Origin of the sequence: Bacillus mycoides, from assembly GCF_018742245.1 — a bacterium.
In the GTDB taxonomy this organism is placed as follows: Bacteria; Bacillota; Bacilli; order Bacillales; family Bacillaceae_G; genus Bacillus_A; species Bacillus_A cereus_U.
The window spans coordinates 2,559,383-2,572,632 of record NZ_CP036132.1; the positions used below are offsets into that span (position 1 = coordinate 2,559,383).

The following is a 13,250-nucleotide window of genomic DNA, read 5'->3' on the forward strand; positions in this document are numbered from 1 at the left end:
TGCTTTTAATTGTATTTTAGAAATCTAATAATGTGACGAATTTTCTGGCGCCTACCACATGTATTAATAAAGGTATACGTGGACCACTTGATTGATTCATAATGAGCCTATATATAATGGTAAATAATTGTTTTTGATTTTCTTTCATTATTTTTTTATTTTCATGATGGCAAATCGGATACAATTGTTCCATTAAGTTAGAATAATCTTTATTAGAGCGAAGTATTTTACAAACTTCTACTAGCCATTTTTTCTGCCTTTCACCTAATGTGTTATAAAACTCCGTATTTTTCTCTTGATTTACCGCAATTAATTTTTCAGATTGAAAGTTTCTTATCCAATACTCTGCACGATTACTTATCGCTATCATTTCAGGTAATCCATAGCTCCTATCTATTTTCTCTAATATATCTTGTAAAATAGATGAATCAAAATTTAATAAAGGTAAAGTTCCTGCTACTTGATTAAATTTTGGATACTCTTTAAATCGGCTATCAACTCTAGAAAGTTTAATTGCATCAAATAAATCTTCATTTCTGAGCGTTTTATTTTCATAACTGTCCCTCAGTCGTTCATATTCTGTATAATTTCGAATCACATCTTCATCAAGTCCGATATGAAAAGCTGCGCCCGGCTTATATTTTGCAAACATAAAAAGAATTACTTCTGGTAAATACACTTTTAATAAGTCGCTAGGTGTAATACTATTCCCTGAAGAACCGGACATTTTTTCATGATGCCCTTTAATTCCAATGAAATCATAAGCAACGTAATGGGGAGCTTCATAATTGAATATTTTCCTTGCAATTTCTTTTGATACATTATAACTACCCGTTTCAGATGAGTGGTCTCTCCCTCCAGGTTCAAAGATAACATCTTCTACTTCCCATCTCATCGGCCAGTCTATTTTCCAATTCAGTTTCATTTTATTTGTCTCTAATATTGATAATTCATTTTTATTTCCACATTCACATTCATACCGAACTGTTTTTAATAGTTCGGCAAAATGGGTAATAGTTGTTGCATCTTTTCCACATCTCTCACAATACAATGTAGCTGGATAAAAGCTCTCTCGTTCTTCATCGCTACACTCTCCAGTTTTAAAACCCATTAAAATATCATATATTTCTTTTCTTTTATACAAAGACTCTAATATTTTTTCGTTGTACCTTCCACTTCTATACTCAGCATGCTGATAAATGAATTCCACTTCAATCCCAAATGCTTGTAGCGATTTCTCAAACTCTTTTTCAAAATGCTCTGCATATGAGTTATGACACCCATGGGGATCAGGAATATCACAGTACGGCATACCAATGTATTGTGCAAAAGATAGATCAATATTTTTGGGAACTTTTCTAAACCTGTCGTAATCATCCCACGAAAAGATAAAACGAGTCTTCTTCCCTAAATCTTGAAGCGCCCTTACAACAAAATAAGTCGTTAATATTTCACGGAAATTCCCTATATGAACAGAACCAGATGGACTAATTCCAGATGCACAAACAAAGGTTTCTTTGTTTGGATTTTTTCTAATCAATTCATGTGCTACTTCATACGCCCAATGCATATGTTACTCACCTCAATTGTATTTTTGTTTTCACATTTTCAGTTTTATGCAATAAAAAAACTCCCACCCCCAAGATTATTCATCTTGAGGACGAGAGTTATTAGCTTCGCGGTACCACCTCAGTTTGTTAATACGTTACCATATTAACCTCTTCAGGTACGGCAAAACATGCTTATACCCTATCTCTATAACGGGAGAACCCGTCGCATCATCCCTAAATGAATTAGTTCCTTGCGCAGCTCTAAGTCTTTTTTCATTAAGATTTTTACCTCCCCTTCTCAGCTACCGGAGCTCTCTGTATGTATTCATTCTTAACTACTCTTCTCTTCAACGCCAAATTATATATTAGTTTTTTACATATAATAATTTATAACGTATATATTGTCAAATTTTTCTGAACCCATGTTAATCAAACATTTTTTTACTATCTAAAAAAATGTTTGATTGCTTCTAATTGTATCTTGTGACTGCACTCATCACAACAATATGCCCCTTTTCGTTTCTCCTTAAATCGCTTATACTTTTCACTTCCTTCATATACGCGAAATACATTTTTACATGAGAAGCAAATAATTTCATAAAACATCATATGCATTTTCCTCCCCATAGTTATACGCTATTTTCGGATTATTTGAGAAGGTATTCTTTTTTATAAGTACATCTTTATTTCAATCCAACAAAAGGTTTACCTCCCTTTTTATCGAATTTTATATGTATCTTTATAGGATAGAGGTGAATCATATTGATTAGAAATATAGAATTAATTGTTGATGCAAAGTCTAGCTTAGCTGAAGGCCCTTGCTGGAATGAGAAAAAACAAATTCTATATTGGGTTGATATTATTGAAAAGAAATTATGCCTTTATAATCCCGTTAATAATACAAACCGAGTGATAACTTTTGACCAACAGATTGGTTGCGTTGTTCCATATTTAGATAATATAGTACTTTTAGCTATGGAAAGAGGCTTTTACTCTCTTAATCTAAATACAGAAAAACTTACGCATATATATGATCCTGAACCACATTTATTAGAAAATCGTTTTAATGACGGGAAATGCGATCCAGCTGGCCGTTTTTGGGCGGGCACTACTGACTTATATGGTATAAATGGCGCCGGTTCCTTGTATTCTTTAAATAATAATCTCAACGTAGAGAAAAAAGTGTCCCATGTAAATACATCAAACGGCATAGCATGGTCGCCTGACAATACATACCTTTATTTTATTGATACACCTACTAAAAAAATAGCCCGTTTTCATTATGACATACATACTGGTGTAATTAGCAATCCAACAGATGTTATCACCTTCCCTGAAAATGAAGGTCTACCCGATGGTATGACAGTTGATGTAGAAGGTTGTTTATGGATTGCACATTGGGGAGGCTCGAAGATTACTAGATGGAATCCCTTGACTGGAGAACAGATTTTAAGTATTCCGATTCCTGCGTTATATGTAACGTCGTGTACATTTGGAGGGCCTAATTTAACTGATTTATATATCACAACCGCCAGAACAAGAATGACGGATGCGGAACTAAAACAGTACCCACATGCCGGTGGTATATTTCGGATTCAAACAAATGTGAAAGGTTGTCCAACATATTCATTTCGTTATGAAACTATTGGAGCTAAAACATTATGAACAGAATCAATTACATAAGACAAGAAGAGAAAAAGTATCATGATTTATGCTATGAACAATACAAATTATTCGAAGCGGGATCTTGGCTGTATAAACCTGTTAAAACAGTTATGGGCATGCTGAACTATTTTGAAGGACAGAAAGACCTACAAATACTTGACCTTGGCTCTGGTGTCGGTAGAAACAGTATTCCGATTGCACAAAAAATCATGAATAGTGGCGGCACTGTTACTTGTGTTGATCTACTTGATTCGGCTTTAATGAAGTTACAAGTTTATAGTAAAGAATATGGTGTATTTGAATACATAAAAATGGAACAATCAGCAATTGAAGACTACTATATTGCTCCTAATACTTATGACTACATCGTTGCAGTATCAAGTTTAGAACATGTTAGATCAATAGACGATTTTAAAAAAGTGCTTCAGACTATGAAAAATGGGACAAAGAGTGGCGGTATCAATTGTTTAATAGTTAACTCTAACATTCAAGAAATAGATTTAGAAACAGGAGAAGAATTAGATGCTTTAATTGAAATTAACCTTTCTACGGAAGAAATGATACGTACACTAAAAAGCGTTTATAACGAATGGCAAGAAGTAAAAGTTGAAATAAAAAATTTATCGTATGATATTGTACGTAACGGAAAACCCATTAAATTAAAAACGAATGCGATTACTTATGTCGTTCAAAAAATGTAGTATATGCGAGTGGGGGCAATCTTTATTTTATCCAGTCACCACTCGCATATTTATGTAAAGTTTATTCCATTTTAATTACAATTTTCCCTCTAGTATGCTGACTTTCACTCAAAATATGAGCTTCTCTAACTCCTTTTTCATTAAACGGCACAACCTTACTAATGATTGGTTTGATTTTTTCAACTTGGATCAAACTAGTTAATTCGTCTAATTGATTTCCACTTGATTTTAACCATAAAAACCCTGATTTTATGCCCTTTACTTCATGCAGTGGTTCATGAACGATAGAAACTAGAACACCACCAGATTTAATAATTCGAAAACTTTTTTCTTGTACTTCTCTGCCGATTGTATCTAACACAATATCATAATCTGATAGTAACTCTTCAAATTTATCTTTTTTATAATCAATAACAAGGTCAGCCCCTAAAAACTTTAAAAACTCTTCATTTTTACTACTTGCAGTTGTTGCGACAAAGGCCCCCAATGATTTTGCGATTTGAATTGCAAAACTCCCTACTCCGCCCGCTCCAGCATGAATTAATACTCGGTCATTTTCTTTTATTTGTGCATAATCAACAAGACTTTGCCAAGCTGTTAGTCCTGCAAGAGGTATAGATGCTGCCTCTTCAAAATTAAGATTATTTGGCATTTGCGCTACTAAATTTGATTTCACTGTAATGTATTCAGAATAAGAACCTTTCCCTATATTTTCGGGTTTCGTAAATACTTTATCTCCTATTTTAAAATGATTCACATCTTCTCCAACTTCTTCGACTACTCCAGCAACATCTAATCCTAATGTAATTGGAAATGAAAATCGCAACTTTTCTTGTAAGTCTCCCTTTCTTATTTTCCAATCAACAGGATTGACAGATGTTGCATGTATGCGTATTAATACTTCATTACATTTAACAACCGGCTTTGGAACTTGTCTTTCTTGTAGTTCTTCAACACTACCGTATTGATTAATAACAATTGCTTTCATTTCCTCTCCTCCTTGCTGTTTATTTTAATAACAAATAATTATTTTTCAAAATTTTTCGCCTTGAATGACAATAAATATATTTGGAGGTGATATTTATGCTACTCTACTAATTAAGCATCATGAGTGCAAAAAACATTTATTTCACTTAAATACAATCTAATTTACGCCTAAGAAACACCCAAAGTTATATTTCTCTTTATTTATTAATGACCTTTAAATGAAACGGAGAGTGTGCTATGAGTGAACAAGTTTTCAAAGTAAACGGTATTGATATATGCACAGAAAGCTTTGGCAATCCTAATAATCCAGCAATATTATTAATTATGGGAGCTACGTGTTCAATGGTTTATTGGGATGAAGAATTTTGTGAAAGGTTGGCTAGCACAGGAAGGTTTGTCATTCGCTATGATAACCGTGATGTTGGGCGTTCTGTTACATATGAGCCTGGGACTTCCAATTACACTGTAGCAGATATGGCTGAAGATGCAATCGGAGTACTCGATGCGTATCATATTGACAAGGCACACCTTTTTGGCATGTCATTAGGAGGTATGATTGCTCAAATTGCTGCAGTAAAACACCCAGAAAGAATTTTGACCTTAACATTACTAGCAACAAGTGTTATTGGATCTGATAACAATACTCGTGATTTGCCTCCAATGGATGAAAGAATTTTGACACATCATGCTAATGGTGCAAATTTAGATTGGACAAATAAAGATGTTATAGCGAAATATTTAGTTACAGGATCACGTCTACTATGTGGATCAAAGCGTATATTTGATGAAGCAAGAACTTTGAAACAAGTAAAACAAGAAATAGAACGTGCTAACAATTTATTAAGCATGTTTAATCACACCCTCCTTACAGGTGATGATTCTTATGAAGGTATACTTAAATCATTACTAGTACCTACTTTAGTAATTCATGGTACAGACGATACAGCTCTTCCACTTGAACATGGACTCGCACTTATTGATGAAATTCCGAACTCAAAGCTATTCCCCCTTGAAGGTACAGGACACGAGAATCATCCAGATGACTGGGATAAAATTATTAAAGCAGTTTCAGAACATATATCCCATATAAGATAAGAACAACTATTAGAAGGGGCACAATTTTTTTTGTCCCTTCTATTTATAATGATTACGATACAATAACAAAAACCCATCACTGCATTCTTATGTATAGTGATGGGCTCTACCTATATTTTTCTATGTTCAAAAGAATGGACAATCTAACTGATCAACAGATTCCCACGATTTTTTTTTTACGTTTTCGGCGGATTTACTATTTTCTAGTGGTACGTTTTTAAATGGATTCATTTCAACTTTTAATAGAGATGATGGTTCTACATATAAAGAAAAAACATGGCTACTTGGCAAGGTTTTTGATACATCAATATCTCCTACTTGTTTAAATAATTGCTGGGCCGCAAAGAAAAAGAAATTAGTTGGATTAGTTTGTTTATTAAGCCAAGCAATCATTTCAGGCGATACTGATTTATTAATATTAATTTTCACTCGATCACCACGTTTATATCGCCTAGATCGCATACTTCCACCAACTAACTTATCGTTAAGTTTGTAAACCCTAACTCTTTTTGCTTATGCTCTCTATATTTTGGCGAGCATGTATATACTAATAACCCACGAGCATTAGTGAATAACGGGTTATCTACAAAAATCACATTTTTCAAGCGTCCTTTTTGTTTCAAAATCATTTTTAAGCTATTTTTAATAATAACTGCGCCCCCACCATAAATAAATACATATGGATCGTCTTTCATATCATCAATTTTGTTAATAATATCCGTTGCAACGCGTGCTGCTAAACCTAAAAACGCTGGCTGCGATTCCTCAACTAACAATGCATTTCTTGGATGCTTTTCATTTAAATAAATTTGGTTGAATTCTGTAATACTATCAATTGTTTTCGTAGGATATTTCCGATTCCATCTCGTAATAATTTGTAGTAACGTTTCTTTTACACCGTACGATAATCCTTTACTTAATTGCGGACGGAAATTTACTCCTAATGAAACAACTTCTTCCGTTGTCCCCGCGCCAATATCAAAAGACAATAAAGTTTTATCTACAAAATCAATTTCTGAAACTTGATTTTGTTCACATTCTATTTTATGTTTCACAACATTTCCGTCCTCATCATATACAATCCCCCACGTCCCAGAAGCGCCTTCAGGTAGACATTTACAAAACTCAATAGAAACATTAATCGTAACATCGCGTCCATTTGGATAATGGAATATGACCTTGTGATTACCCATATACCGTTTCGCATTTTCAACAGCGATTTCCTGTGTAATAAGTTGCATTGGAAGAGCAACAGATAAATCATAACGAATATTAATATGACTTGAAGTTGGACTTTGACGCATAGCACTTATCGCTAAACCTGAAAGGATTGTAATGACCATTAATTCATCAGTAGATTTATTTGATTTCTTCTCCACTTCTGTACCTTTTAATTGATCTTGAATCACTTTTTCTCCAACGATGTATCGTACATTATTTAACATTAGCGATGGAGAACTAATGGTCACATCAATGTGATTCTCTAATTCTGACGATGAAACTTCACCCTCATCTAACAACCCCGTAGGCTCACCTATATATAAGGAATAAATACTCGGAATAAAAATGGGTTCCTGCCCTTTCACCATTAACTTCAAACCATTATTTCCTGCATCTGCACCAGCTTTTAAAAGAATAGACATAACTACCCCCTAAATTAATCTGACATCCCTTCCAAATATATGCGAGCCCATTCTTTTACATTCAAATGTAATGTAATTTTTTATTTATCCCAAAAATAAAATATTATAAACACTCACTTCATATGTAAAAAACATTTGACATAAAACTTTTCCAATTTTATACTATGGGTGTAAAGAGTTTTTTACAACGGTGGAGGTGCAATTATATATTGAATACTAAAAAGATTATTTTTGTAATCATTGTTTTATCGTTAATCGCGATACTCGGACATGGCGCATACAAATATGCAACTGAAGGCTCGATTTTGGGCGGGACAATTTTCGCTGCTTCTTTAATACTTAGTAATTTAATAAATCATATTACATGGGGAGATCCAAACGGAGTATCAAAAGAAAGTCAAGATGAACTGGGACAACAAATTACATATAAAAGCTTTAAAATCGCGTATTTTGTGCTTGTAGGTGTTATGTTTCTTATATTATTCTGGTCAGAAGGATTTTCTATGGGTTCCAATTTGGATGGTGTAAAAAACCTTCCACTCTTTATTGCACTCTGTTCTTCCTTTCTTATTTTCCCTATCGTTGAACTCATTGTCGCCAAACAATATAAATAAAAAAGTGGTTTTCTGTAAATAGAAAACCACTTTTTTATTTATATCTCTTCTGCTATTGCTTTCAGCTTATTCACAGTCCGCCAGTTCCTTACTGTAGCTGGCGTATGTAATTTTTGAAACTGGTTCATTAGTTTAGAATTCCGAATGCTTTTTTTGAAAAATAAATACACTACTCTTCCTTCGATATGACAATCTTCTATGTCACTATTAAGCCTAAGTAACTGATTCCACTCCCCTTCAGAAAGGGTATTAGCCAAAAAGGCCACATGTACACTTTCTCCTTCTAACAATGAATTGGTCTCGTAAGGACATTTTTTAATAATATTAATAAATTCATCTTTTGTTCTTAACATAACTGGAACATCGAAATCAAAAACATTCTTAATTTCACATTCAATTCGTTCCTTTAAAAAGCTTATCTCTTCTTCTGACTCAAACACTACATTTCCACTTTGAATATATGTTTTCACTTTTTTTAACCCTATTGATTCAAAGACTTTTTTCAAATCCGCCATTTTGATTACTTTATGCCCACCTACATTTATTCCACGTATTAATGCAATATAAATTGTCATATGATTACCCCTCGCGTATTTACATGCTTAGCAATCGAATTGTTTTGCACCTTCATACTTCTCGAATACTTACCTTAATGCCTCTAACATATCATGTTTGGAAAATATCTCAAATGAAAAAACTTACTACATGATTTTTTTCAAGAGTAAGCTTTGTTATCTTATTATCTCGTTATAGGTAAATGTAATATGAATTGTTGTCCAATTGGTCCCATTCTTCTAAATCCTCTATCTTGAAATCCAACTTTCTCATATAACTGTTGTGCCGGAATATTTTTTTCATTTACAGCAAGAATCACTTCGTTTTTTATTGGATAATAATATTTTACAAAGTCTTGTAATAACGCCAATGATTTTTTAGCATATCCTTTCTTTTGTTTATTATGATTAACAGAAAAAGAAGTTAAAAGTATAGCATCCTTATTTTCTGTAAACTCCTGTACTCTGCCACCTGTTTGTAATATAAATACACCGACAGGTACTCCGTTATAGTCTAAAATAACAACTACATTTTTCGTTCGATCATTTTTCGCTTTCTCCAGTAATTCACCTGGATTCGCCGTAAATTGAACTTGTTCACTTGGTAAAGTAAATGATTGTATTATCTCTTTATACTGCTCCTTATATGGAACTAATTGTATTTCCCCTGTATGTATGTTCATGCTTAACTCTCCCATTCCTTCGAGTTGTTAACTTAAACCTTGCTGTGTTTTAGAATGCACTTTTCCATCCAAAAATGTAATTTCAGCAAATGATTTTGGATCATTGCCTTTCCAAGCAAAAATTTGTTTAATTCGTGTAGAATGTTCTTCCCCTTCTTCTATGAGTAAATCCCCTTCAAAACCGATTAAATCTTTCACTTCTAAATATGTCATTCCTTCATTAATATTTGAGAAATGATTTACATTAATGGATTTTTGATTTTGATTTTCCGTTATAGTAGAAGATGTAGCAGTTTTCTTCTTCACTTCTTTCTTCTGGTCACACGCTGTCATACTAAAACCTATGCATAAACTACACAATATGAGTGTGCTTTTTTTCATCATAACGGTTGTCCCTCCCCTCATTATTAAAACATATTTTCCCTTAAAAATAAACTGAATATTTAATTTTAAAAAAATCCCGTACAATTTAGTACGGGATTTTCCCTATTTTTTCAAATGATTATTGGACTGATCATTTTGTTCTTTTCGAAGTTCTTGTTCTTCATCTTTTGGTAATTGTTTATCATTATCTTTAATCGGGTTTGTTTCTCTATTTTCAATCATATCATTTGGAACTTGCGGCATTACACGGCCAACAATTGCTGCTAATTCATCAAGTATGCCTTCACCAGTTTTACCATTCTTAATTTGCTTACCTATTTGTTTTAGTCTTTCATACGTATCAACATCTGCTACAACGACTGCATTCGCACCATTTGGGTCATTCTTCAAACTTTCTGCAACAGAATACTTAATTGACTCAACGCGAGTTCGATCAAGTTTCGCTTTTACATCAATACCTACAACAGCATATTTCCCAACTACTACTGCTGTCGCATCGTTTACACCAGGTATACTTGCAGCTAAAGATGCCAGATGATCAGCTGCTTTTTCATTTGGCTTATTTGATTTATTTGTATACGTAACATTTTTCATCGAGACATTTTTTTGTTCTGGCTTTTCATTAGGATTGTCTTTTTTTCCAATGCTACATCCAGTAATAACGAAACAAAGCATTAACATATATATAATGATTTTCATTATTTTCACCACTTTATCATTGATGTTTAATCATAAATTTTTTCAACAGCTTGCATCTTCTTCACTTTTTCTTCTGCCCCGCTATTTGCGTTAATGAAAATTTGATACGTATCTTTCCCTAAAGTACCAACAAACTCATAGCAAAGTACTTCATTATGCAAGTCATTTACTACTACAGCTTTACGTTCTTCCATAACTTTTACATCGGGATTAATTTTCTTTCTCGCCTCAGCAGCAGTTAGCTTCGCACTCGGAATTGTTCGTTTTTGATGCGATGCTAAATATTCCTTTGCCGAAAAACCAACAATCGATCCGTCATCTAAAGCAATTTTCATTTGAATTGCTTCTGGATAAATACGCACTCCATTTTCATTTACAACGTACGTAAACACACCGATATTATCATATTGAGAACTATCAAATAGCTCCATATTTGTAAACTTATGATCCTTTAAAAATGTTAATCCTTTACTTCCTGCATCATTTAAACTAATTTTTTGCTCTTTAATTTCTCGGTTATTCATTACCCAAATTGGATATCCACCTTTTCCCGTAATATCCATATAAAATTCATTATTTGTTGCTGGGTCTTTAATTTTCACACTGTAGAAAGATTCTTTTGCACCTTTTCCACTTTTCTCAACATCTACTTTTTCATTTCCTTTTAAATTCAAAAATGATTTTGCAATTTTTCCTGCCTCATCTTCTGAAATCGCTTTTCCTTCTGCTTCAAACCCACCTTTTTTGTTCTTTTGTGCACTTGTAAAAGTAGGTCCGAAATTAGTAGACGAGTACGACGTTACATTCTTTTCAACTGTTTTTAATCCATCAATAATTGTGTTATCTGCTGGATCTCGGTTTGATGCAAGTGCCATTTCAACGTCCATCCAGCGTAAGTTGTTTTTCAACACAAGGTGTTGCACTTTTCTTAGTTCATCTTGTATATTTCCTGCATTTGAATATAACGTTTGCAATGTTTTATATTCTTGCTCATTTAATGGTTCTTTTTCTAAATCACGAATTGCTGCACGATAGCTAAAATCACCGATATTTGCTAAAAATTCTTCCGTTTTATTAAACGGCATTAATGTTAATGGTAGTTGACCTACATCAGAACGAGCTTCAGATGTTAAACGCCAAACATCTGCTAATGCAGGTGATAAAGATGTGCGTGAATTCATGGCAAGCGTTGTGCCAATTTTATCGTGTAACAAATCAACCTCGTATGCTAAATCATGGAATGCTCGTTGATAACTATTTTCCGCTCGAATTAAAACCGCATTTTTCTCTTGGTGTTCTTTATAGCCCCAATATCCTGTTCCAACTACACCGACTGTTAATAACACAATGATAATACCTCTTAACATAGTTCCACCTCCGCTCTATTTACAGAAAATATGTTTACCGATTTTTTTAATTTGTGGACGACTCCAAATCCATTTACTTGTCGCGGTATCTGGATTGAAATAATATAATGCATTCCCGGTTGGATCCCATCCATTGATCGCATCTAATACAGCTTTTTTCGCTGTTTCATTTGGCGTTAAATATATTTGTCCGTCTGCTACTGCTGTAAAGGCTCTCGGTTCAAAGATTACACCTGAAACGGTATTTGGAAACGATGCACTTGTAACACGATTTAAAATAACCGAAGCCACTGCAACCTGTCCTAAATATGGCTCGCCACGTGACTCTCCGTATACAGCGTTTGCCATTAACTGAATGTCATTTTGAGAATAACCGTTTGGAACATTTGTCCCTTTACTTTGTGGTGGTTTATTTTCTTGTGCAGTACCACCGCTATTCCCTTTATTAGTTGTAGTACCTTTATTAGCGGTCGACTTATCATACTTCGTCGCTTTTACAAGCATTTGCTTCGTTTTAGCACCCGCTAAACCATCAACCGGCAATCCAAATTTTTGCTGAAAGTTTCGAAGCGCCCAATATGTACCCCATCCGAAAACACCATCTACTTTTCCTGTGTAAAATCCGTTATGTTTCAAACGAGATTGTAATTCAATGACATCTTCTCCAGATGCTCCCCTTTGGATTACTTGATTAGAAAAGGCTTCTACATTTTTGGTTTGTATACTACTTACCATTAAAGATAAGCCAATAAAGGTAAGTAAAACCGCTATCTTCAAAAAACCTTTTTGAATCATATATTTCCCTCCTTAATTACAGTAATGAATTCATGGTTATGTTTTGTAAATGTGAAGCTTTTATGTAAAGAAGACAAAAAAAGCCAAGCTTATATGCTTGAAGATATATGCACACAATATAAAAAAGAGTAAAAGGAGCTTATTATGAAGTATTTCTTCACACGTATAGCATTCGCAATTTTTTTACTAACAGCATGTTCAAATATATATACTGATCCGTCTATCGTTCACGCACAGCCGCCCTATGCAAAATGGGGTAAACTAGCCGTTGAAAAAACGAAAGAACAATATCCGAAAGCTGAGATTATCGATTACCTTCATATAGGTAGAAAACCAAAAACTGTTCAAATAACAGTTGAAAAGTTTAAATTATGGCTACGTGAGGGTGGAAAAGAGTATGGTGTTTTTGTGGATGTAGAGTTTGATACGAAAACAGAGAAATTTTTAAAGATGTCCTTTCAGAAGACAAATCGGTAAAACAAAGAAACCTCCGTCTTTACATACAGACGGAGG

16 protein-coding genes and 1 other annotated feature are annotated in these 13,250 nt (G+C 33.7%); of the genes, 5 read left to right on the forward strand and 11 right to left on the reverse strand.

Annotated features, from left to right (window positions below; all coding sequences use genetic code 11):
* Window positions 1-16: 16 nt before the first annotated feature.
* Together lysS and EXW56_RS12955 are read right to left on the reverse strand one after the other, a co-directional pair.
* Window positions 17-1,570 carry a lysine--tRNA ligase gene (gene lysS / locus EXW56_RS12950; RefSeq protein WP_215596596.1) on the reverse strand — a complete coding sequence of 518 codons (1,554 nt, stop codon included), beginning with the start codon at window positions 1,568-1,570 and terminating at the stop codon, window positions 17-19.
* An 83-nt stretch (window positions 1,571-1,653) separates the two neighbouring features.
* Window positions 1,654-1,910, reverse strand: a binding site (T-box leader).
* Window positions 1,911-1,994: 84 nt separating this feature from the next.
* Window positions 1,995-2,165 carry a DUF2197 domain-containing protein gene (locus tag EXW56_RS12955; RefSeq protein ID WP_215596597.1) on the reverse strand — a complete coding sequence of 57 codons (171 nt, stop codon included), beginning with the start codon at window positions 2,163-2,165 and terminating at the stop codon, window positions 1,995-1,997.
* A 147-nt stretch (window positions 2,166-2,312) separates the two neighbouring features.
* On the opposite strand from EXW56_RS12955, the gene EXW56_RS12960 reads away from it, so the two are divergent.
* Both EXW56_RS12960 and EXW56_RS12965 read left to right on the forward strand, forming a co-directional pair.
* Entirely contained in the window at window positions 2,313-3,215 is a 903-nt protein-coding gene (locus EXW56_RS12960; RefSeq protein ID WP_215596598.1) for an SMP-30/gluconolactonase/LRE family protein, read from the forward strand.
* Entirely contained in the window at window positions 3,212-3,916 is a 705-nt protein-coding gene (locus EXW56_RS12965; protein ID WP_215596599.1) for a class I SAM-dependent methyltransferase, read from the forward strand. The genes EXW56_RS12960 and EXW56_RS12965 overlap by 4 nt, the downstream gene beginning before the upstream one ends.
* Window positions 3,917-3,977: 61 nt before the next feature.
* Here EXW56_RS12965 and EXW56_RS12970 read toward each other — a convergent pair whose 3' ends face one another.
* The gene (locus EXW56_RS12970; protein WP_215596600.1) at window positions 3,978-4,904 is read right to left on the reverse strand and encodes an NADP-dependent oxidoreductase; all 927 of its coding nucleotides are present in this window, start codon (window positions 4,902-4,904) and stop codon (window positions 3,978-3,980) included.
* 236 nt (window positions 4,905-5,140) lie between these two features.
* Here EXW56_RS12970 and EXW56_RS12975 point away from each other — a divergent pair, with 236 nt between their 5' ends.
* Window positions 5,141-5,998 (forward strand): BCA family alpha/beta fold macrolide esterase, encoded by an 858-nt coding sequence (locus EXW56_RS12975; RefSeq protein WP_215596601.1) that lies wholly within the window; start codon window positions 5,141-5,143, stop codon window positions 5,996-5,998.
* 126 nt (window positions 5,999-6,124) lie between these two features.
* Here the strand turns inward: EXW56_RS12975 and EXW56_RS12980 are convergent, their stop codons facing one another.
* A complete protein-coding gene (locus EXW56_RS12980) occupies window positions 6,125-6,460 on the reverse strand; it encodes a hypothetical protein (protein ID WP_002200286.1) in 336 nt (111 codons plus the stop codon).
* An 11-nt stretch (window positions 6,461-6,471) separates the two neighbouring features.
* Complete coding sequence (locus tag EXW56_RS12985) at window positions 6,472-7,641, reverse strand: ParM/StbA family protein (protein ID WP_002110238.1); 1,170 nt, start codon at window positions 7,639-7,641, stop codon at window positions 6,472-6,474.
* Between the two features lie 209 nt (window positions 7,642-7,850).
* Here EXW56_RS12985 and EXW56_RS12990 point away from each other — a divergent pair, with 209 nt between their 5' ends.
* A complete protein-coding gene (locus EXW56_RS12990; RefSeq protein ID WP_215596602.1) occupies window positions 7,851-8,255 on the forward strand; it encodes a hypothetical protein in 405 nt (134 codons plus the stop codon).
* Window positions 8,256-8,293: 38 nt separating this feature from the next.
* Here the strand turns inward: EXW56_RS12990 and EXW56_RS12995 are convergent, their stop codons facing one another.
* From EXW56_RS12995 to sleB, 6 genes are all read right to left on the reverse strand, one after another.
* Entirely contained in the window at window positions 8,294-8,830 is a 537-nt protein-coding gene (locus tag EXW56_RS12995) for a DUF1697 domain-containing protein (protein ID WP_215596603.1), read from the reverse strand.
* A 164-nt stretch (window positions 8,831-8,994) separates the two neighbouring features.
* Window positions 8,995-9,492 (reverse strand): GNAT family N-acetyltransferase, encoded by a 498-nt coding sequence (locus tag EXW56_RS13000; protein ID WP_215596604.1) that lies wholly within the window; start codon window positions 9,490-9,492, stop codon window positions 8,995-8,997.
* Between the two features lie 27 nt (window positions 9,493-9,519).
* Complete coding sequence (locus tag EXW56_RS13005) at window positions 9,520-9,876, reverse strand: hypothetical protein (protein ID WP_215596605.1); 357 nt, start codon at window positions 9,874-9,876, stop codon at window positions 9,520-9,522.
* A gap of 102 nt (window positions 9,877-9,978) precedes the next feature.
* Window positions 9,979-10,575: a YhcN/YlaJ family sporulation lipoprotein gene (locus EXW56_RS13010; RefSeq protein ID WP_215596606.1), complete on the reverse strand. Its 597-nt coding sequence runs from the start codon at window positions 10,573-10,575 to the stop codon at window positions 9,979-9,981.
* A gap of 26 nt (window positions 10,576-10,601) precedes the next feature.
* The gene (gene ypeB / locus EXW56_RS13015; RefSeq protein ID WP_215556926.1) at window positions 10,602-11,942 is read right to left on the reverse strand and encodes a germination protein YpeB; all 1,341 of its coding nucleotides are present in this window, start codon (window positions 11,940-11,942) and stop codon (window positions 10,602-10,604) included.
* Between the two features lie 15 nt (window positions 11,943-11,957).
* The gene (gene sleB / locus EXW56_RS13020; RefSeq protein ID WP_002200281.1) at window positions 11,958-12,737 is read right to left on the reverse strand and encodes a spore cortex-lytic enzyme; all 780 of its coding nucleotides are present in this window, start codon (window positions 12,735-12,737) and stop codon (window positions 11,958-11,960) included.
* A 144-nt stretch (window positions 12,738-12,881) separates the two neighbouring features.
* On the opposite strand from sleB, the gene EXW56_RS13025 reads away from it, so the two are divergent.
* Window positions 12,882-13,214, forward strand: coding sequence for a DUF3889 domain-containing protein (locus tag EXW56_RS13025; protein WP_215556927.1), 333 nt, complete (start codon window positions 12,882-12,884; stop codon window positions 13,212-13,214).
* The last annotated feature ends 36 nt before the right edge of the window (window positions 13,215-13,250 follow it).

Coding starts and splice junctions, on each gene's coding strand:
- EXW56_RS13010 (WP_215596606.1), bottom strand. CDS start 10,575: ATGAAAATCATTATATATATGTTAATGCTTTGTTTCGTTATTACTGGA.
- EXW56_RS12975 (WP_215596601.1), top strand. CDS start 5,141: ATGAGTGAACAAGTTTTCAAAGTAAACGGTATTGATATATGCACAGAA.
- EXW56_RS12980 (WP_002200286.1), bottom strand. CDS start 6,460: ATGCGATCTAGGCGATATAAACGTGGTGATCGAGTGAAAATTAATATT.
- ypeB (WP_215556926.1), bottom strand. CDS start 11,942: ATGTTAAGAGGTATTATCATTGTGTTATTAACAGTCGGTGTAGTTGGA.
- sleB (WP_002200281.1), bottom strand. CDS start 12,737: ATGATTCAAAAAGGTTTTTTGAAGATAGCGGTTTTACTTACCTTTATT.
- EXW56_RS13025 (WP_215556927.1), top strand. CDS start 12,882: ATGAAGTATTTCTTCACACGTATAGCATTCGCAATTTTTTTACTAACA.
- EXW56_RS12985 (WP_002110238.1), bottom strand. CDS start 7,641: ATGTCTATTCTTTTAAAAGCTGGTGCAGATGCAGGAAATAATGGTTTG.
- EXW56_RS12970 (WP_215596600.1), bottom strand. CDS start 4,904: ATGAAAGCAATTGTTATTAATCAATACGGTAGTGTTGAAGAACTACAA.
- EXW56_RS13005 (WP_215596605.1), bottom strand. CDS start 9,876: ATGATGAAAAAAAGCACACTCATATTGTGTAGTTTATGCATAGGTTTT.
- EXW56_RS12955 (WP_215596597.1), bottom strand. CDS start 2,165: ATGCATATGATGTTTTATGAAATTATTTGCTTCTCATGTAAAAATGTA.
- EXW56_RS12995 (WP_215596603.1), bottom strand. CDS start 8,830: ATGACAATTTATATTGCATTAATACGTGGAATAAATGTAGGTGGGCAT.
- EXW56_RS13000 (WP_215596604.1), bottom strand. CDS start 9,492: ATGAACATACATACAGGGGAAATACAATTAGTTCCATATAAGGAGCAG.
- lysS (WP_215596596.1), bottom strand. CDS start 1,570: ATGCATTGGGCGTATGAAGTAGCACATGAATTGATTAGAAAAAATCCA.
- EXW56_RS12965 (WP_215596599.1), top strand. CDS start 3,212: ATGAACAGAATCAATTACATAAGACAAGAAGAGAAAAAGTATCATGAT.